This is a genomic window from Psychromonas algicola (assembly GCF_004378355.1).
Classification (GTDB): domain Bacteria; phylum Pseudomonadota; class Gammaproteobacteria; order Enterobacterales; family Psychromonadaceae; genus Psychromonas.
In genome coordinates this window covers 41,826-62,404 of sequence record NZ_SNUB01000005.1, presented here as the reverse complement: position 1 = coordinate 62,404, position 20,579 = coordinate 41,826, and the positions used below count along the sequence as shown (strand labels likewise).

Here is a 20,579-nt window from a genome sequence, read left to right as displayed (position 1 = left end):
CAATCTACAAAGCAAATATAATGCTAAAACAGCTATTTATGACATTACTCATATAAATATTTTTGAAATCCGATAAAGGTTTCTCTGATCGCAGACGGTGAACCAAACTCAGCAGTCGCTTCATTAATCGTATTGTATTTCAGCTCAACTAAACTACGCATTTTTTTAGCGGCTAATTCTTGTTCGCCATCTTCTATGTATTTATCTAATATAAATTCAATAAACTCGATTTGTTTGTAAGTAAACTCTCTCACAATGCTTGCTCTAGCTGTTTCAACACGCTCTTTACGCGTGTGTGTTTCCCTCGCATAAGCCACATTAGCCAACAAGTCATAAACATCACTGTCTTTCGCATCAATAATGGTTTTCATGCTATCGAGTTTTTCATCGTCATAACCTGCGTCGTGTAATGCCTCTAATAGTTTTTGGCGTGTACTTGGGTTTCCCCAAATGTCACGCAACTCATCTTCATTACCAAAAAAACGCGGTAAATCATCAAACATTTGCTCTAAAAATTGCTTAGCAGTTAACATCTCGCCATCGGCCCCCATAAATAAAACACTTTTCATGTGCTGAATTTGGCGAGCTTTACCATCTGTTAAGGTAATGAATATTTTTTCTGGTCTTCCTGTTTTCTCGTCATCACCTAAATCACAACTGCATGGTGTATTCCCACACTGATTGCAAGGCTCTGTTGGCTGAACAACACATTCACAAGGTGATTGATTGCATTCTCCACAGGGTTCATCTATGTCCTCATCCTGACAATTACATGGATTGAAGCCACAAACTTCACAGAGGCAAGCACAAGGACTGACGTTGCAAATATCGCAAGCTTCTTCTGGATTGTCTTTAGGCGGTAAAGGCTCACCATCCCATTCAGGATCGGCAAAATTATGATGTGCTTTAACGAAGTCATACACAGTAAAAAATGATTTCCCATCATACATGCGTGTGCCGCGGCCAATGATTTGCTTAAACTCAATCATGTTTTTACATTCACGCATTAATACAATATTTCTGACGTTACGTGCATCCACACCTGTCGATAACTTACGCGAAGTAGTTAATATAGTTGGGATAGTTTTTTCATTATCACAGAATGTGCGCAAGTCATTTTCACCTGCCGCACCATCATTAGCAGTAATACGAACACAATAGCTTGGGTTGGTTGTCCACCCTTTTTTCACCGCGTATTGATTGATAGTGTCGCGCACTTGCCCTGCGTGTTCTTGGGTAGCGCAAAACACAATGGTTTTATCATTAGGATTAATATGATCCATCCAATATTGCACACGCTTTTGTTCACGCTGTGGCATGCTGATAATACGGTTAAAGTCACCTTCTTTATATAACTTGCCCGCTTCAGGCTCGCCTTTAAAAGTAACCGCATCACCCGGCGTATAAATGTACTCATCCATCGTGCCGATAATCGGATAAACTTTAAAGGGCGTTAAAAAACCATCGTTAATACCTTGTTTCAACGTGTAGCTATAAACGGGATCGCCAAAGTATTTATAACTATCGGCATTGTCTGTACGCTTTGGTGTTGCAGTTAATCCTAACTGTACCGCGGGTGCAAAATAATCAAGAATATCGCGCCATGAACTTTCATCATTTGCGCCCCCACGGTGACATTCATCGATAATAATAAAGTCGAAAAAATCTTCGGGATATTGTCTGAAATGACAATTACTTGTATCCGCTAAAATCGGTAACTCATAATCTTCGTCTTCAAGTTCTTCTAATGTTTCTCCGCTTGTATTAGTTGAAGTACTATTTGAAGCATTAGTCGCAGAGTCTGTCATTAGTGTTTGAAAAATGGCCATAAAGATACTGGCATTTTTAGGCACACCCTTGGCTTTTTTAATTTCACTCGGCGTAATGCGCACTACAGCATCTTCACCAAACGCCCCAAAATCATTAAACGCCTGTTTGGTTAACACATTACGATCAGCCAAAAATAAAATGCGTGGGCGCTTTTTAGCATGACTTGGATTTTTTGCCGCTTGTAGGCTCCAACGGCTGTGAAATAACTTCCATGCAGTCTGAAATGCAATGCAAGTTTTACCCGTCCCTGTTGCAAGTGTAAGTAATATACGATTGTTACCTAAAGCGATTGCTTCTAGCGCTTGGTTAATCGCATTTTCTTGATAATAACGAGGTTGCCAATCGCCTTTACATTCAAAGGGGATTTTTGAAAAACGAGTACGCCATGTTGATGTGTAATGAGGTTCCGTTTTACCAGTAATAACAACGCCATTATTGTTAGAAGAATCAGCATCAGAAAGGGCGCTATCAGCAAAGGTAAGTTGCCACATTTCAGTGGGTGCTAAATAATGGTCAACCAACTCTTCAACACCTGTCACCATATCTATTTGATAAATATCGTGGCCGTTAGTCGCATAGGCAAAACGACATTGTAAACGCTGCGCATAGTCTTTAGCTTGGCGCACACCTTCGGTATAACTTAAGCTTTCTCTTTTAGCTTCAATGGCCGCTAATTTTCGCCCCTGAAATTCTAAAACATAATCACTACTCAGAACTGAAGCGCGTTTACCACCACCTAAAATGCGCCCAGCGGTAATGCTCACTTCACGGCGAATAATGCTGTGCTCGATCACGCCCCAACCATCTAAGGCTAATTTAGGCGAGATTAACTCTGCACGTGTTTCTGATTCGTTTCTAGTCATTACACTTACCTGCGTTTAACAATCACTTATTATTCTGAGACCATATTGATGGTAAAAAAAATCACTCAAACACGCTAATCAACAGTGCTATAGCCTTGTAATGGTGAATTCGGTTTATGCGGAAAAGCCATCTGCAACACACCATCAGAAATCATTGGTTTTAAATAGTACTGACGAAGACTTTGAGCTCTTCTATCAAGTAAAACTTCAAGTACCGATACTGAAATATAATGGCCTTTACATAGCTCATTAATTAACTGTTTCATCGTATCAACATCTAATCGTTTATGCTCTCTAGCTTGAGCACCTAATGCGTTAAGTTCAATTCTAAACTTTTCAGTTAATGCATCAAGTTCATCAACAAATGGTTTATTAAGCTTATCACTGATAAAACGACCTTCTACGTCGCGTTCATCACATGTTTCCGCTTTAGAGTTTAAGCCACTATGCGTTAAGTTTAGTTCGCTATGCGTTAAGCTTGTATCACTATGCGTTAAGTTATCTAAAGTGGTTAACGTATTGGTAAATATATCTTCAGGTGAAAGAGGTTCCATACCAGGTAAGCTATAAGATTTATCTTTTTTTATACCATCAGCAACCAAAAAACCTTTGTCTACAAGCCTAGGTAAAGCTAAAGTCACATCTCGAGAATGCTTACTCGTTAACTGACATGCTCGTTCATGATTAACCCAACCCTCAATAGCTGCTGTGGTTACTATCATTTGCTCTAGTTCATTCAGGTCATAAAAACGAATACCAAATAAATTACTTAATAGATCGGTGACTTCCTTAGGAATTAAACTGACAGTAGAAAGCTCTAACAATGTTTGCTCAGAAGGGATTTGTTTTTCATATAGTTTTGTTTTTCATATAGTTTTGTTTTTCATATAGTTTTGGTTTCCTCCATTTTGCCCATTCCCAACCGCTGTATATTTTCGGAATACCTGAACCTGCTCGTTCACCAGCACCAATCATCAAAAACATTTGATGCATTTTTCGGTTACGACAATCACTTTCACCACCTTTTACGGCAATTTCAGGAGGAACTCTCATTAAACCTGGATTACGAAAACCAAATAAATCGGGCCGCTTAATGATTAATATTGAGCTTCTACCTGTGTAATCAGCGTGAACTAAAGTATTAACTAAGGCTTCACGAATTGCTTCATGGGTTTTAGATTCATCTATGCGCCTGCCTTGTTGTAACTCGAATGGTACTTTTAGATCGGTAATTAATTTTCGATAGGTTCGTCGATAAAAATCGAATATATTTCCGGACCAAGACCCATCAGGATAAATGCGATCAATCCAACGTTGGGTATTAGCTTCATCACGTTCTCTATAATCGACAAAGTAATTAGGTGCAGCCTCTTGAATAGCGTCCCATGTACCAAACATCATTACACCTGCAAATGTTATCCCTTCTTCACCAGTTTGACGATTTTTTCTCCACCCACCTAATTGCTTAAACATCTCAAAAAGCTCAAGTTCTAACCAAGGATGTTGCGGCTTAGCCGCTGCAAATAAATTTTTATAAGCACTTAAACTGCCAATATCAATATCAGCAAAATTAAAGCCTATCAATATCTTATCGTCACGGCTACTTTCTACTTGCTCCGCGAACATACGCTTAACTTGTTCTTCACTACAACGGTGATCACCTTCATGCAAACGGATAAAGGTTTCTTTCATCGGTTGATTTTTTAAGTAAACAGGCTTTTGTTCTCGTCGTGCAGCAGGAATCTTAATAACCAATAATTGCTTTTTCTCAATGATAACGACTTTCACGTTATCATTGTTAAGTAGGTTGATATTTACCTTGCCAGCATTGTCGGCAATATCAAACAGTTGTTTTTGAACCGTTTCAATCTCTTTAATACCAGCAAGTGTCAAGTTTCCTTTTCTTTCACGTACACCTAGCACCACATAACCACCCCGACAATTCGCCATTGCGCTATAAGTGGGCCAGAAATCATTAGGTAGCTTTCCCTTGCCATCTTGGCCTTCAGCTAATTTAAACTCTAATTCAGCAGACTCAGAAAGAGCCAACAAATCTACTTTATCTTCAATGTGAAACATGTTCGCTCCTGTTTATTTTCACGGCGAATAATGCTGTGCTCGATCACGCCCCAACCATCTAGGGTTAACTTAGGCGAGATTAACTCTGCACGTGTTTCTGATTCGTTTCTAGTCATGAGCTTTGTCCATTTTGGTAACCGTCAAGTAGCGCTGTTTGGGGCTTTTAGGTTTATCTGGAATCGTCATTTTTAATTGCTTTGTATTAAGCAGTGGTAATAACACATTATCTCTAAAATGTTCTCGGTGGCTCACCTTTAAAAAAGCCATCATTTCTTTGGTGCTTCTTGGTTCAAGGCAATAATTTAATAAGTTTTCAGCTTGTCCGGTAGCTTGTCCGGTAGCTTGTCCGGTAACTTGTCCGGTAGTGTTTAACACTTGGCTAAAGGGTAAAACTAAACGCGTAAAATTCTCTGTAAAATAAAAAGCGTCTTTACTATAACTTTGTAAAATACGCGGAATACCAGAGCCAAGTTGTTCCACTAAATCAACGTCTCTAAATACGCGCATTAACTCTTTATTTTGTGGTACTGAATAGCCCATGAAAAATTCAGCTTCACTAAAACCTTGTGGCAATCCACCAGCGGAAGTGATTTCTAAGCGATCGGCAAATAACTCAAATTTAGGCGGCACATCACGGCTATAAGCATTATGGATCATGGCGTTAATCACCGCTTCTCGCAGTGCGATGGGATTTAATAGTTTACTTTCATTACGCGTGGTATCGGTAATAGTGGCAAGAGTTTTGTTTTCTACTTTTAACTTTTCTAACACGGCTTTGGTGGCTTTAATTAAACAACAATAACCGTATTCTTCATTTTCAATTAAATTAACGCGATCCAACCCTGCGTATTTCGCGACTTTAATGGACATACCATTGTCGTCTGCTAATAAATAAGCGGCATAATTAAAATCACCTTCTGTGGTTAATAATTCTAAATTACGGGCAAATTGATCGTTTAAAGGCAAGTTTCGTTCTTGGTAATAAATTTTAAGTTGTTCAAAATGTAACGCTTGATTGCGTGATCGCATATTGCCAATGGAGTTACGAGTACGTGTGGCAAATAAGGTTTCAATCATACGTTGTGGCATGGGCTCAGCGGCGGAGCCAATGCGAATAAAACACCCTTTAGGCGACATACCGGTTTTACTTAAAAAATAAGGTTGCTCTGAACCTCGTGCCACCACAATTTTAATGACTTGTTGACCTTGGTAAGGCTCAATCAACACATCAAATAATCCCATGGTTGACGGGTTAATATTATGTTTTAAACGATCTTTAATTTTTAATTGCAGCTTGTCGAGATCGCCTAACTCAACCACTTTGCCTTGGTCGTCAATACCAATATAAATAAGGCCGCCGTCTTTTGCATTTAAAAAAGCCACCACTTCTTTTTCTAAACCATCGGTCAGCTCGCGCTTAAACTCAATACGTTGGCTTTCGATCAATGAGGTACTTTTTAAATCGGACATTTATTTACCCTATTTAGTTGCTTTAATCTAGTTAACTCAGCTCGGCTTATTGCGTTAATTCACCACTAAAGGCTTTTTGTAATATGGATTTTTTTAGTTCGTCTATTGCTGCTAACTTTTTTGTATAGATCCTAGTTAGTTCATTTATTTTCACTTCAGCTTCTTTAGTTAGATCAACTATATGCTTTTGTTCTTCTAATGATGGCACTGGAAAGCTAAATGAATTGAGCGTGTTCACAGGTAATTGGGGCTGAGCTGCACCTGATACTTTTTCATCAATTTGCTTACGCACAATTCCTGACCTCATTATTTCAAACAAATATGAAGGAAGAATAATTTCACTATTAGGTCTAAGAATTAACATGCCTGAATTGATACGAATATTGTTAAACTCAACTCCATCATCGTATAAAGCCAAGTTGCCAATAGTTCCTCTAGTAGTGATAACAACATCATTTCTCTCAAGCTTGCCTTTTCTTAGCAAGCTATCACGACTTTCATCAATAAACATTGTTTGATCAAATAGAAATCCATCTGGCCTTACATTTTTGGTGCTCAAAAATAAACAGTGCCCCTCAGGAAGAAATTCAGATTTTTTGGGATAATTTTTTCCTCTATCACCGTCAATCATTAAAAGCATCGACTTATCTGACATTGAACGGATATTGCAACTATCACCTTTCTGGCTAAATACTTGTTGTAGATAACTATCAAACAACTCGCGGGCGTTTTTTAGGTTTTGTTCGGTTTTAGCGCGTGTTTGTTCTAAATCGGCAAACACAGTGTCGAGCAATGCCACAATGCGTTTTTGTTCTGAGATGCTAGGGACAAGGATAGGGAAGCCATGTAGAGCCGGTTTATTTACCCCTGTTTGTCCCGAAGCCCTCTCAGACAACTTAATAATATAATTTTGAATACTTGGGGACATAAGAAAATAAAATAGGTATTCGTTATTAAGTAAACCCAATTTAGGGATAGCTTTCATTAGAGCTACATTATATGCGCCTTCAAGCCCCCTTAAAATTTGAAAGACTGGAGGGCCATAACGGCCAATCATTACGTCATCTGCTTTACAAAATTTCTTAGTACTAACTTTAGGAATATAAACAATATGCTTGTCCGATTTATAATCCCTGATCTGTATTAAGCGGGTATATGCAGATTTATCTAAATCAGTTAAATCATAAACAAAATTTGATTTAGCTGGCTGAGAACCCCCAACAAAGTCACAAACGTCTCCAAGTTTCTCAAATTTACCCATTGATTAATGCCTCAATATTCCTAATTAGCATTTTACTCTCAGCATCAAGGCTAGATATTTCTGAAATTATGTCCTCAGGACTACGAAGCGGCTTTTCGTCTTCTTGATTAATGTTTTTAACTTGAAGATCTAATGTTTCTTGGTTCAAATCTGATTTATTGATAGACCACGACTGTTTCGTTTCTTTAAATTCTGTCTGTAATTCCACGAAGTTTTTTAAGTCATTATCGTTTAACGGATTAGATTTCCCTAAGTTTCTGCCTACATCAAGTTGATAAAACCAAGTATTTAAGGTTGGCTCACCTTTGGTGAAGAACAACACCACGGTTTTTACACCTGCGCCTAAGAAGGTACCGCCGGGGCAATCTAATACCGTGTGTAAATTACAGTTTTCTAATAACTCTTTACGTAATTTAATGGCGGCGTTATCGGTATTACTTAAAAAGGTATTTTTAATCACAATGGCTGCACGGCCGCCGGGTTTCAACATTTTAATAAAGTGCTGCAAAAACAAGAAGGCAGTTTCGCCCGTTTGAATGGGGAAGTTCTCTTGCACTTCTTTGCGTTCTTTACCGCCAAAAGGAGGGTTCGCTAAAATGATGTCGTGTTGATTGCTTGGTTGAATATCTTGTAAATTTTCAGACAAGGTATTGGTGTGCAATACGTTAGGCGCTTCGATGCCGTGTAATATCATGTTCATAATAGCGATAACGTAAGCCAATGACTTTTTCTCTTTGGCGTAAAAAGTCTTTGTTTGTAAGGTTTCTAAATCGCTGGATTTAAGCTGTTTTTTGTCACGCCCACCTTGGCGTAAATAATCATAAGCTTCACATAAAAAGCCTGCCGAGCCTGCGGCGCCATCATAAATAGTTTCACCAATTTTCGGTTGAATAATATCTACCATGGCACGAATTAAGGGACGTGGTGTGTAATATTCGCCACCATTACGCCCTGCGTTACCCATGTTTTTAATTTTAGCTTCGTACAAATGACTCAATTCGTGTTTTTCTTGCTGTGAACGAAAACGTAATTGGTCTACTTTTTCTAATGCGTCACGCAGCGAATAACCACTTTGAATTTTGTTTTTTATTTCACTAAAAATCTCACCAATTTTATATTCAATGGTATTGGCGTTATCGGCGCGTTGTTTAAATCCTTTGAGGTAAGGGAATAATTGACCGTCCACAAAGTCCATTAAATCGTCGCCTGTTAAAGCGTTGTTGTGGTCAAACTTGCCCTCGGCATCTTTGGGTGCCGCCCAAGCACTCCAACGGTAAGGTTCATCAATGATGTATTGGTAAGTTTCCAACATCATTTCAGCTTCTTGCGATTTGGTAAATTCAAGATCGTCGAGGTATTTTAAAAATAACATCCATGATGATTGTTCGGTGTAATCTAGTTCTGAAGAACAGCCTGCATCTTTATGGAAGATATCATCGATATTTTTAAATACTTGTTCAAACATTCATTTTCCTAGTGAGCTTTGCTCTTTTTCACGACCTATGCGTTATATTGCCGTGTTTATATTGTGATTCGTGTTATTGGTTTTTGGATACTTAATTGAATAAGTTAACCTTAGACTAAGTATCACCTATTTTTTTAATCAGGTCTTGTGCTTAACTGAATTAAAAGAGGGCGTTGTGACTTATTTTGATTTTTTAAAGAGAAACATTCTTTTTATTATCAACACTCGCGCTTATTCTGCTGTCTATTTTATCGTTTATTCCATGAGATAAAATAGTCTGCCATTTGCATTTCAAAAAGCAGGTAAAAAAATAGCGATAATATTTTAAATATTATCGCTATTTAACATCAAGCTTTATGAATAAATGGCTTTGTTATTTTCTAACAAACCCACCTTTTCCTTATTCCACAGTCACCGCTTTCGCTAGGTTACGTGGTTGGTCTACATCTGTACCTTTGATTAATGCAATATGATAAGACAATAATTGCATTGGTACTGTGTGGAAGATTGGCGCGATGATTGGATCAACGTGCGGTAATGAGATGATTTTCATGCCATCGCATGGTTCAAAACCTGAGTTTTCATCGGCAAATACATATAACAAACCACCGCGTGCGCGTACTTCTTCAACGTTTGATTTTAGTTTTTCTAACAAGTCATTGTTTGGTGCAACCACCACAACAGGCATATCCGCATCAACTAAGGCTAATGGGCCATGTTTTAGTTCACCTGCTGCATAAGCTTCTGCGTGAATGTATGAAATCTCTTTCAGTTTTAACGCCGCTTCCATCGCGATTGGGTAATATTCACCACGACCTAGGAATAATGTGTGGTGTTTATCTGCAAAGTCTGTCGCCAGCTTTTCAATTTCTTTATCGAAGGCTAAGGCTTTTTCAACTTGTGCTGGTAATGAATGTAATGCTTTCACGATCTCAGCTTCTTTTTGCTTGCTGATAGTGCCTTGCTGTTTACCAATTGCAGTCACTAAAATTAACATTGCTGCCAATTGTGTTGTGAATGCTTTCGTTGATGCTACGCCGATTTCTGTTCCTGCGCGTGTCATAAATGCAAGGTCAGATTCACGTACTAATGAAGAGCCTGATACGTTACAAATTGACATTGCCGACATGTAACCTTTCTCTTTCGCTAAACGTAACGCCGCTAATGTATCTGCTGTTTCCCCTGACTGAGACAATGTCAGTAATAAGCTGTTTGGACGAACCACAAAGTCGCGGTAACGGAATTCAGACGCGATTTCAACATCACAACTTACGCCAGCTACAGCTTCAAACCAATAACGTGCCGCCATGCCTGAGTTGTATGACGTACCACAAGCGATGATTTGAACGTGTTCTACTTTAGATAAGATTTCTTTTGCACCATTACCAATGCTTTCAACTAAAATGCTGTCTTCATTAATACGGCCTTCCAATGCACTTAATAATGCAGTTGGTTGTTCAAAGATTTCTTTTTGCATGAAGTGACGGTATTTACCTTTACTACCAGCATCTTGCTCAACCGTTGATTCGATGATTTCACGTTCAATTGCTTTACCATTATGATCAAACACATTCACGTCACGACGTGTAATTTCTGCTACATCACCTTCTTCAAGGTAAGTAAAACGACGTGTTACGTTTAATAATGCAAGTTGATCTGATGCTAGGAAGTTTTCACCAACACCGTGACCTATAACGATCGGACTACCTGAACGAGCAACCACTAAACGTGATGGGTCGCGACTATCCAATGCCACCATGCCGTAAGCACCATCTAATTGTGGTACTGCTTTTTGTACTGCTTCACGTAATGAACTAGAGGTTCTTAATTCCCATTCCACTAAATGCGCAATGACTTCAGTATCGGTTTGTGATTGAAAAACATAACCACGTTCTTGTAATAAAATACGTAGCGGTTCGTGATTTTCGATAATACCGTTATGTACGATAGAGATATCAGCTGAAACATGTGGATGTGCATTCGCTTCAGAAGGTTCGCCGTGAGTCGCCCAACGTGTATGCGCAATACCTGTGCCGCCCATTGTATTTAAATCTGCAACGGCATCGGCTAATTCTTTCACTTTACCTAAACGACGAACGCGCGTTAATTTACCTTCGCTATCAACAATGGCAACACCTGCAGAATCATATCCGCGATATTCTAATTTTTTTAAACCTTCGATTAAGATTTCAGATACTTCTCTTTGCGCAACTGCACCAACGATACCGCACATAATTTTCCCCTTCAGAATAAGTGTTTAAATCCACCGAGCAATGACTATTTGTTCACTAGATTTAGAGTTAATAAATAATTAACGCTACTTTAGTGCATTTTCAAACCAAAATCACGCACAAAACAGCACAAACATGCAAAAAACTTAAATTTGTAATAAAAAATGCAAATAAAACTATGAAAAGCGCACAAATATGCAAGTTGTAACATAAATTTATATAAAATCAGGCTACACGTTCGTATTTTTAATGTTGGCTATTCACTTATATTCAATTACTGTTTAAAGTTACAGCTCTTATGTTACAGATTGGAAACACCATGTTTAATCACTCGCTTAATCAAATATTGTCTTTAATCTGGAAATTACTCACCGTCCTTATTATTCCAATTATTATTTTTTTCTATATTAAAATTATAGACACCTGCTATACGCCATTTAGCTTTGCTGATTTGGACCAAGGCAAAAACATACACAAATGGTTAGTGTTAGCACTCTACCTTGCTTTTTTATTATGTTGGAATCGATTAAACCCGTTCGTTAAAACTATTTTGAAAAAATTGGAATACTAAAATGCCAATGGATCTGATTGTTAATAATATTCAGCTTTTACTTTTTATGTTAAGTGGCTCGCTGTTTGTTGTTTTATTATTGGTTGTGATCGCCTATTCGCGTAATAAACAGAAATTAATCTCACAGCATCTTGAGTTTAAATTAGCTGAACAAAACCTTGAGCATCAAACGCAATTGAGCCAACAACAACAAGTTCAAATTGAAGATTTAACCTTGCATAACGAAAGCTTACAAATACAGGTAAATAAACTCACTTCTCGGCTTAGAGAATCTGACGTGCGTTTACAAGCTGGCGAACAGCGTTTAAAGGACCAACAAGCCACAGAGGCGAAGTTAAGCCAACAGTTTGAAGTGTTATCGCAACGCATTTTCCAAGACAAATCTACGCAGTTTAAGCAGCTTAATGAGCAATCCATCAAACAGTTATTAGATCCTTTAAGCACGCAATTGGAAGGGTTTAAGAAACAGGTTAACGATTGTTATATTAATGAAAGCAAAGAACGCTTTAACTTGAAACGTGAAATTGACCAACTCGCTAACTTAAATAGCTTGATGCATCAGGAGACACAAAATCTAACCAATGCGTTAAAAGGCGATAACAAGCAACAAGGTAATTGGGGTGAAGTGGTTTTACAGCGTATTTTAGAAAACTCAGGTTTACGCGAAGGCCATGAATACCAAACACAAGTGAATTTGAAAGATACGGAAGGGCAGCGATTCTTACCCGATGTGGTGGTTAATTTACCGCAACAACGCCATATTATTATCGACTCTAAAGTGTCTTTGGTTGCCTACGAACGTTATTTTAATAGCCAAGATGTCTCCGAGCAGAAGCAAGCGATTGAGGCGCATTGTTTATCCATTCGTCAACATATTAGAGGCTTAGGCAAAAAAGACTATCAGGATTTAATTGGCACCAATACATTAGATTATGTGTTGCTCTTTGTTGCCGTTGAGCCAGCCTTTATCAGCGCCTTAGATCACGACCCAAGTTTAGTGCAATTAGCGTTAGATCATAATATTCTACTGGCAAGTCCAAGTAACTTGATGATTGCTTTGCGAACCATTGAAAACCTATGGCGTTTTGAGCATCAAGAGAAGAATGGACAACTGATCGCGCAGCAAGCCAGTAAGTTATACGATAAGTTACGCTTATTCAGCGATAGCTTTTTAGAAGTGGGTTCGCAGTTAGATAAAGCGCAGAAAACCTATACCAGCGCAGTTAAGCAGTTGAGCTCAGGTCGAGGCAATTTGATTCAACAAGCAGAACAACTAAAAGGTTTAGGCGTACCGATTAAACGACCAATAGCAGAACAACTCACTGAGCATAATCAATCAGATAAATCGGTAAGTGATGCGGACGATAAACAGCTAAACTAATAGCGTTTTAATTTTATTCTCAAACCATTGGTAACGTATAGGCAATTGTCGGTAACGTTTTTGAGTTAAATATAAAGCCTCTTGAACGCTTTGCTGTAAGGGAAAAACACGCAATTTAGATTGTTGCTCAAACTGTAAAACAGCACGTTTGGGTAACACTGTAAAACCCACTCCTTCAGCAACAGGCAAGAGTATTTGTTGTAACTGATTAACATAACCTTTGATGTTTAAACTTTCCGCTCCTTTGTATTCTTCCTTAAAATTCGCTGAAAACACTTTTTCTATAAAATGTAATCCGTCTGGATGATTAATAAAACCTATTTGATTCAGCTCTTTAAATCCGCATTCTGCATTCACTTCAATGCTTGCTGGTAACACTAATTGCAGCTCTTCAACGCCCACTAATGTTTGCTTTAATTGTTCATGAAACGTTTCAACGGTAACAATGCCAAGGTCAACTTGGTTAGTTAATAAGTCATTAATGATATTTTTATTCGGCGCAGCTTCTACGGAAATGGTTAACTGAGGATGTAATGTTTGCTGCTTAATAAAATGCGGATATAAAAAGCTTGCGATAGAGCCTGAACAGGCAAGTGAACAATTGCCTTGGTTTGGATCATCTTGATTAATTTGCTCGCTTAACTGATCTTCTAAAGAGCGCATCGTTAAACCTGTTTGATAGAGTTTTTCTCCCGCTAGCGTTAACTCAAACCGTTTACCATAACGCTGCAACAATAAAGTATCAAAGTGTTGCTCCAGTTTTTTTATATGCTGAGTCACACCCGGTTGCGTCATAAACAACTGATCCGCGGTTTTAGTGAAATGCCCTGTCTCAACCAGTTTCATAAACGTCGTTAAATGCTTTTGATTGATCATTTTAAATTCTCTTTGAGGGCTTTTATCCAAAACCACATCATAACAAAATATTATTAAAGTGATAACAAATGATAATTTAACATACCATTCATTGTTCTTTATTATCTTCCTAACTTAAACAGGTTCATTAAAAGGAGATAAATAATGAGTAATGCTTACCCACGTAGTTTTTCACATATTGGTATTTCGGTACCGGATTTAGAAGCGGCAGTAAAATTTTATACTGAAGTATTAGGTTGGTACACCATCATGGCGCCAAGCGATGTTGTTGAAGATGATAGCGCGATTGGTGAAATGTGTACCGATGTATTTGGTGCAGGTTGGGAACGTTTCCGTATTGCGCACTTATCGACAGGCGATCGCATTGGCGTTGAGTTATTTGAATTCAAAAACCAAGAGAATCCTGAAGATAACTTTGAATACTGGAAAACAGGTATCTTCCACTTCTGCGTTCAAGATCCAAATGTTGAAGAGTTAGCCGATAAAATCGTTGCTGCTGGTGGAAAGCGTCGCATGAAAGAACCACGTTACTATTACCCAGGCGAAAAACCTTACCGCATGATTTATATGGAAGACCCATTCGGTAATATCTTGGAAATTTACAGCCACAGCTACGAATTACATTATGCTAGTGGCGCTTACGCAAGTAAGTAATGAGTCACTAACAGTCAATCTCATTGCAACGAGGTTGACTGTTTTGCTTTAAAAATGGGTTCGCCAGTTATTGCTTAAAATAATCATTGATAAGAGAAAACTCAGCTTGGATGGTTTACCTTCACTGTATTTATAATGATATCTGTTAACTTGTAGTTATCAGCTATTTTTTGATAAAAGATCACATGATTACCATTAACCGGATAGGTAATAAGACATGAGTCAATCTCAGGAATAATCTGAGTGATCTGCGTGTCCGCTTTAGTTAAAGAAGCCCCATCAATTAACTCTTCAACGTAAATATTCTCCCCTTCAACTAGCGATAGGGAAAGAGTACCTATATTTTCACTGTCTCTGGTAAATATCTTAGCTTCAACTGAGCGTAACAAAGAGCCGTTATCAAAGTCTTTTGACTGATATAACTCGATATTTGTAGGTATAGGTATTAATAGAAAGGGATCTTCAACTTGCTCAACCCGATGCAGCTTCACGTTTAGTATTTTTGAAATATTGGCAAGGTAGTCAGTTTTTATCTGAGTAAGCTGCAATATTTTTTGACTTAGTTCTGCACTGTTCATTATTTTATTTTCACCACCATCAAGAAAAACTTTATCCTATGATTTTTTAGAAAAACGATTCAGTTTTTCAGCCATAACCACGAACGACATTAAGTGAAACAATCAATGACTAACAACTAGCTTCATAAAACCAGAGTCGATGCTATTACTTTTTAACGACGCCAGAAATGACGCGTTAGCATTACCGCAACGGTTAATATTTCTAAACGCCCCATCAGCATACAAATCGATAACACCCATTTAGAAGCATTAGGTAATGCAGCAAAATTACCCGATGGACCAATTTCAGCCACTAAGCCCGGACCAACATTTGATACAGCAGTAATAGATGCGGTTAATGCTGTCATTGCTGGAGAGCCAAACAGAGCAAGCAATAAAGTTGCGGCAACGATAGTGGCGATATAAGCCATCACAAAAGCAATCAAAGAACGTAAGATTTCATCGCTCACATTACGATTATTATACTTCTGAGGGAATAAAGCATGTGGATGCATTAATAACATTAATTGGCGTTTTAATAGTGCAAAGGCAATTTGAAAGCGGAAGATTTTAATACCACCAGCCGTCGACCCAGAACAAGCACCTGTAAATAACAGACCAAAGAAGATAACGATACTGAAATCCCCCCAAGTCAAAAAATCATCCAAGCCAAACCCTGTCGTTGTGACCACAGAAACCACATTAAATAAGCTAAGGCGGATTGCATCTAGCCAAGAGAATTGGTGGGTAACTATCAGGTAAATACTTAAACTTAATGCACAAAATAAAACTAACTTTAAGAAGCCAAGAATTTGCGCATCTTGCCATAAGGGTTTCAGTGATTTTTTAGTAACCGCTCGGATCAATAATAAGAAGGGCAAACCACCTAAAAACATAAAGACAATAGCATTCCAATGCGCAAAGGTAGAAAAGTGTCCCATTGATCCATCTGAAGTTGAATAACCACCAGTCGAGATGGTTGTCATAGCATGATTAACCGCATCAAAGCTATGCATACCAGAAAGTCGGTATCCAATATAACAACAGAAGGTAAGTGCGATATAAACCAATAGAATATCAAGCGCGACACGACGGGTTTTAGATTCCGCTTTGTCTGACCAATCTGAAGATTCGGTTTGGAATAAACGCATACCTCCCACATTTAAGAAAGGTAAAATAGCTACACCCATCACGATGAAACCAACACCGCCTAACCATTGTAAAATGGATCGCCATAATAGAATGCTTTGCGGCATATTATCTAAACCATGTAATACAGTACTTCCCGTTGTGGTGATCCCTGACATGGTTTCAAAAAAGGCATCGGTATAACTAATGTGTTCGATAAACACAAAGGGCAAAGCAGCAAATAAACTCGCTAGAACCCAGACTCCAGTGGTTAATAAAAACATTTCCCTCACACCTAAATGCGAGCGATGTTTTTCATCACCTATATAAAGAAAAAAGATAGAGGCGATGTGCGTTATCACGATTGAAAAAACAAATTCAATCCCACCCAGCGTATTAGTGTAAAACGCTAGAATCATAGGGAAATACATAAATACTGCCATTTTCGACAATACTAATCCCGTGATAAAAAACAGCGGACGATAATTCATAAACGAATGCTTATAAGAAGAACGGACTTGGTTGGAATAATTTTTCGATGTCACTGATGTATTTTTTGTTCACTAGGAACAATATCACATGATCATCACTTTCAATGACGGTGTCATCGTGGGCAATTAATACTTGTTCGTCACGTACAATCGCACCAACACTAGTCCCTTTTGGCAGCTTCAGTTCAGACAACTCTTTGCCGACGACTTTAGACGTCATTTTGTCACCACGAGCGACAATCTCAATGGCTTCGGCAAATCCTTCACGTAATGAATAAACGTGCTTTAAATCGGCTTTACGAACGTGTGTTAACAGTGCAGACAAGGTTGCTTGTTGCGGAGAAATCGCGATATCAAGGATATTACCTTGGATCAAATCCACATAAGCATTACGTTGAATGAGCACCATGGCTTTTCGTGCACCTAAACGTTTTGCCAACATCGCAGACATAATATTGGCTTCATCGTCATTGGTCACAGTAATAAACAGATCGGTCTGCTCAATATGCTCTTCTAATAACAAATCTTGATCTGAAGAGTCACCACAAAAGACGATAGTATTAGATAAGGTTTCAGATAAATATTCTGCTCGACGGAAGTCTTTTTCAATTAACTTCACTGAGTTTTCTTTTTCTAAACGTCTCGCAAGGCTTTCACCAATATAACCACCACCCACAATCATAATGCGTTTATAAGGATGCTCAAGCTTTTGCATTTCACCCATAATGGCGCGGATATTTGGACTTGCTGTAATAAAGAAGACTTCATCATCAGCTTCGATAATGGTTGTACCCTGTGGGCGAATCGCTTTACCACGTCTAAAAATAGCGGCAACACGCGCTTCGATATTTGGCATATGTTCTTTTAGCGCTGATAGTGCGCTTCCTACTAAAGAACCACCGTAATAAGCTCGAATAGCCACTAAACCCACTTTACCATTTGCAAAGTTAGCAACCTGCATTGCCCCTGGATATTCAATTAGCTGTGCAATGTAATCACTCACTAACTTTTCTGGCGCGATAATGTGGTCAATAGGAAAAGCGTCTTTATTGAATAGCTCTTTCTCGTGCATTACGACACTTTGAGAACGAATACGCGCAATTTTTTTAGGTACATTAAATAAGGTAAAAGCGATTTGGCAAGCCACCATATTCACTTCATCGCTATTGGTCACGGCAATTAGCATATCGGCATCAATTGCGCCGGCATCACCTAATGTTTGAGGACTTGATGCGCTACCTTGTACAACACGTAAATCGAAACGGTCTTGCAGTTCTTGAAGCGCTTCGTGATTTTCATCAACCACGGTAATATCGTTATTTTCGCCAACTAAGTTTTCAGCTAAAGAAGCGCCAACTTGTCCTGCACCTAAAATAATAATTTTCATGTCATCTCACTGCTTATCAATTTACGCGTCGATACTTGATCGCTTACAGAGTTATAACGCTTTCTGTAATTTTGCGTAATAAAAACCATCCATCTTTTGCTCATTTGGCAAAATTTGGCGAGGTGTTACTTGTTCATTATATTGTGTAGATAATGGAATCAATGATGCATCGCTTGTTGTTTTTAAGAAATCATTAATCTGTAAATCGTTTTCATCGGGCAAAATGGAACAGGTTGCATATAACAACACGCCGCCCGGTTTCAATTTTTTCCACAATGCATTCAAAATATTTTTTTGTAGTGACACTAGTTCACTAATATCACTATCACGTCGTAACCAACGAATATCTGGATGACGACGTATAACTCCAGTTGCACTACAAGGCGCATCACATAAGATACGATCAAACTGTTCGCCATTCCACCAGTCGTCAGGTTTTGATGCGTCACCATGAATCACAGTCGCTTGTAAGTTTAAACGTGCTAAGTTTTCTTTTACGCGTAATAAACGCTTTTCATCAAAATCAACGGCAACCATTTGCTTAAGCTCAGGTTGTAATTCTAATGTATGAACGGTTTTTCCACCCGGAGCGGAACAGGCATCCAATACTAAATCATTAGGTTGTGCATCTAAGTAATGAGCGGCTAATTGTGCGGCACCATCTTGCACTGAGACCCAACCTTCTTCAAAGCCAGGTAGTTGATACACATCGCAGGCGTTTTCTAAACACAATGCATTGTCGTTAAACTCTGCAATTTCAGCGGCCTTATCCTGCGCTTTTAGTAAATCAAGATATTGCTCACGATCATGAAAACGTGAATTTACGCGTAACCACATCGGTGCTTGCTGATTATTTTCAGTCATGATTTGCGCTGCTTTTTCTTCACCATAAGCGGCTTGCAAACGTTTCACTAGCCAACTTGGATGACAATATAATAAAGCAGGTTGTTGATCCGCTTGCTCAATCAGGCTTTCTTGTTCACGTAAGAAACTTCTTAAAACGCCATTAACCATCCCTTTTAACGCGGGCTTTTTAAGCGCTTTCGCACCATTAACCGTTTCTCCTACTGCCGCATGACTTGGAATGCGCGTATACAATAATTGGTAAATCCCCACCAGAATCAAAAAATGTAAATCACGTTGTTTGCCGGTTAATGGTTTTTTCATTAACGAACGACAAAAGAAGTCTAAACGAGGAAGGGTGCGTAACACACCGTAACAAAGCATTTGCACTAAGGCTTTGTCTTTAGGCGATAGGTCTTGCTGAATAGCTGGCAATGCTTGCGATAATGACTGCCCTTTTTCGACTACTTGATTTAACACTTTAGCCGCAATTGCACGTACATTCATTATCTTTAACCTTGTTCGAGTAAGTTGCTAGAAACGGTAAACAGTTCACGGCGGGAGTTTAATACATCTTGTACAGGCATGGCTTTTTTGCCTGCTAACTGAATCACTTCAAGGTTAAGTACGCCTTTACCAGTCGCGACTTGAATACCCTTTTTATCAACATTCACTATGGTGCCTGCTGGTTCATTGCTTGTGCTTGCTACTATCTTAGCTTGATGCACCTTAATAACTTGCCCTGCCCATTCGAAATAACTAATTGGCCAAGGGTTAAAGGCACGAATACAACGGTCGATAAACTCAGCGTCATCATTCCAATCAATTAACGCTTCACTCTTGCTTAGTTTCTTCGCGTAAGTGGCTAAGCTTTCATCTTGCTTTTCTGCTGTTAATTCACCAGCTTGTAATTGCTTAATGGTTTCAATTAATACTGATGGTGCTTGTTTGGCGACTTTGGCATATAGAGAAGCACTGGTTTCATCGGCATCAATCGGGCAAGTGACTTTTTTAAGCATATCGCCCGTATCCAGGCCTTCGTCCATTTGCATAATAGTCACACCTGTCTCTTTATCACCCGCCCAAATAGCGCGTTGGAAAGGTGCTGCACCTCGCCATCTTGGTAATAATGAACCATGTACATTTAAGCACCCTAAACGCGGTGTGGTTAAAACACTGTTTGGTAAAATTAAACCGTAGGCAACCACTATCATCAGGTCAGCATTTAACGAAGCAAGTTGTTCTACGCTTTCTGCTTGTTTAAAGTTTTCTGGTTGATAAACAGCAATATCATTAGCTAAAGCCACTTCCTTTACTGCACTTGCCGTTAGTTTTTTGCCGCGCCCTGCTGGACGGTCTGGCTGGCTATAAACCGCCACAACATTAAAGTCAGCATCAATTAATGCTTGTAAATGATTAGCAGCAAAATCAGGCGTACCAGCGAAGATAATATTTAACTTTTCCAAAGAACAACCTTAGATAATATGTTTAG

16 protein-coding genes are annotated in these 20,579 nt (G+C 38.7%); 2 read left to right on the top strand and 14 right to left on the bottom strand.

The genetic code is table 11. The features are described from left to right. Positions 1–44: 44 nt before the first annotated feature. The 8 genes from hsdR to glmS all read right to left on the bottom strand — a co-directional run bounded on the left by hsdR (position 45) and on the right by glmS (position 11,201). Positions 45–2,693: an EcoAI/FtnUII family type I restriction enzme subunit R gene (gene hsdR, locus E2R67_RS03840; RefSeq protein WP_134289621.1), complete on the bottom strand. Its 2,649-nt coding sequence runs from the start codon at positions 2,691–2,693 to the stop codon at positions 45–47. Between the two features lie 74 nt (positions 2,694–2,767). Then, on the bottom strand, positions 2,768–3,517 hold the full coding sequence (locus E2R67_RS16825) for a Fic family protein (protein WP_243836948.1): 750 nt from the start codon (positions 3,515–3,517) through the stop codon (positions 2,768–2,770). Positions 3,518–3,542: 25 nt separating this feature from the next. Beyond that, positions 3,543–4,772 carry an RNA/DNA-binding domain-containing protein gene (locus E2R67_RS16820; RefSeq protein WP_243836947.1) on the bottom strand — a complete coding sequence of 410 codons (1,230 nt, stop codon included), beginning with the start codon at positions 4,770–4,772 and terminating at the stop codon, positions 3,543–3,545. Next, positions 4,748–4,888, bottom strand: coding sequence for a hypothetical protein (locus tag E2R67_RS03830; RefSeq protein ID WP_208379456.1), 141 nt, complete (start codon positions 4,886–4,888; stop codon positions 4,748–4,750). Before E2R67_RS03830 ends, E2R67_RS16820 begins: the two co-directional genes overlap by 25 nt. Further along, positions 4,881–6,242 (bottom strand): RNA/DNA-binding domain-containing protein, encoded by a 1,362-nt coding sequence (locus E2R67_RS03825; protein WP_134289620.1) that lies wholly within the window; start codon positions 6,240–6,242, stop codon positions 4,881–4,883. The genes E2R67_RS03830 and E2R67_RS03825 overlap by 8 nt, the downstream gene beginning before the upstream one ends. A 46-nt stretch (positions 6,243–6,288) precedes the next feature. Beyond that, a complete protein-coding gene (locus E2R67_RS03820) occupies positions 6,289–7,503 on the bottom strand; it encodes a restriction endonuclease subunit S (protein WP_134289619.1) in 1,215 nt (404 codons plus the stop codon). Further along, positions 7,496–8,968, bottom strand: a complete 1,473-nt coding sequence (locus tag E2R67_RS03815; protein WP_134289618.1) for a class I SAM-dependent DNA methyltransferase — start codon at positions 8,966–8,968, stop codon at positions 7,496–7,498. Before E2R67_RS03815 ends, E2R67_RS03820 begins: the two co-directional genes overlap by 8 nt. Positions 8,969–9,368: 400 nt before the next feature. Continuing rightward, complete coding sequence (gene glmS, locus E2R67_RS03810; protein WP_134289617.1) at positions 9,369–11,201, bottom strand: glutamine--fructose-6-phosphate transaminase (isomerizing); 1,833 nt, start codon at positions 11,199–11,201, stop codon at positions 9,369–9,371. Positions 11,202–11,771: 570 nt separating this feature from the next. Here glmS and rmuC point away from each other — a divergent pair. Continuing rightward, positions 11,772–13,151, top strand: coding sequence for a DNA recombination protein RmuC (gene rmuC, locus E2R67_RS03800; protein ID WP_243836946.1), 1,380 nt, complete (start codon positions 11,772–11,774; stop codon positions 13,149–13,151). Here the strand turns inward: rmuC and E2R67_RS03795 are convergent. Then, entirely contained in the window at positions 13,143–14,027 is an 885-nt protein-coding gene (locus tag E2R67_RS03795; RefSeq protein ID WP_134289615.1) for a LysR family transcriptional regulator, read from the bottom strand. The genes rmuC and E2R67_RS03795 overlap by 9 nt on opposite strands. 144 nt (positions 14,028–14,171) lie before the next feature. On the opposite strand from E2R67_RS03795, the gene E2R67_RS03790 reads away from it, so the two are divergent. After that, complete coding sequence (locus E2R67_RS03790) at positions 14,172–14,681, top strand: lactoylglutathione lyase family protein (protein WP_134289614.1); 510 nt, start codon at positions 14,172–14,174, stop codon at positions 14,679–14,681. 101 nt (positions 14,682–14,782) lie between these two features. Here the strand turns inward: E2R67_RS03790 and E2R67_RS03785 are convergent, their stop codons facing one another. The 5 genes from E2R67_RS03785 to fmt all read right to left on the bottom strand — a co-directional run bounded on the left by E2R67_RS03785 (position 14,783) and on the right by fmt (position 20,553). Continuing rightward, the gene (locus E2R67_RS03785; RefSeq protein ID WP_134289613.1) at positions 14,783–15,259 is read right to left on the bottom strand and encodes a hypothetical protein; all 477 of its coding nucleotides are present in this window, start codon (positions 15,257–15,259) and stop codon (positions 14,783–14,785) included. 152 nt (positions 15,260–15,411) lie between these two features. Then, positions 15,412–16,857: a TrkH family potassium uptake protein gene (locus tag E2R67_RS03780; RefSeq protein WP_134289612.1), complete on the bottom strand. Its 1,446-nt coding sequence runs from the start codon at positions 16,855–16,857 to the stop codon at positions 15,412–15,414. 10 nt (positions 16,858–16,867) lie between these two features. Continuing rightward, on the bottom strand, positions 16,868–18,244 hold the full coding sequence (gene trkA, locus E2R67_RS03775; RefSeq protein ID WP_134289611.1) for a Trk system potassium transporter TrkA: 1,377 nt from the start codon (positions 18,242–18,244) through the stop codon (positions 16,868–16,870). A gap of 51 nt (positions 18,245–18,295) precedes the next feature. Beyond that, a complete protein-coding gene (gene rsmB, locus E2R67_RS03770) occupies positions 18,296–19,594 on the bottom strand; it encodes a 16S rRNA (cytosine(967)-C(5))-methyltransferase RsmB (RefSeq protein ID WP_134289610.1) in 1,299 nt (432 codons plus the stop codon). 5 nt (positions 19,595–19,599) lie between these two features. Then, complete coding sequence (gene fmt, locus E2R67_RS03765) at positions 19,600–20,553, bottom strand: methionyl-tRNA formyltransferase (RefSeq protein WP_134289609.1); 954 nt, start codon at positions 20,551–20,553, stop codon at positions 19,600–19,602. Between the last annotated feature and the right edge of the window lie 26 nt (positions 20,554–20,579).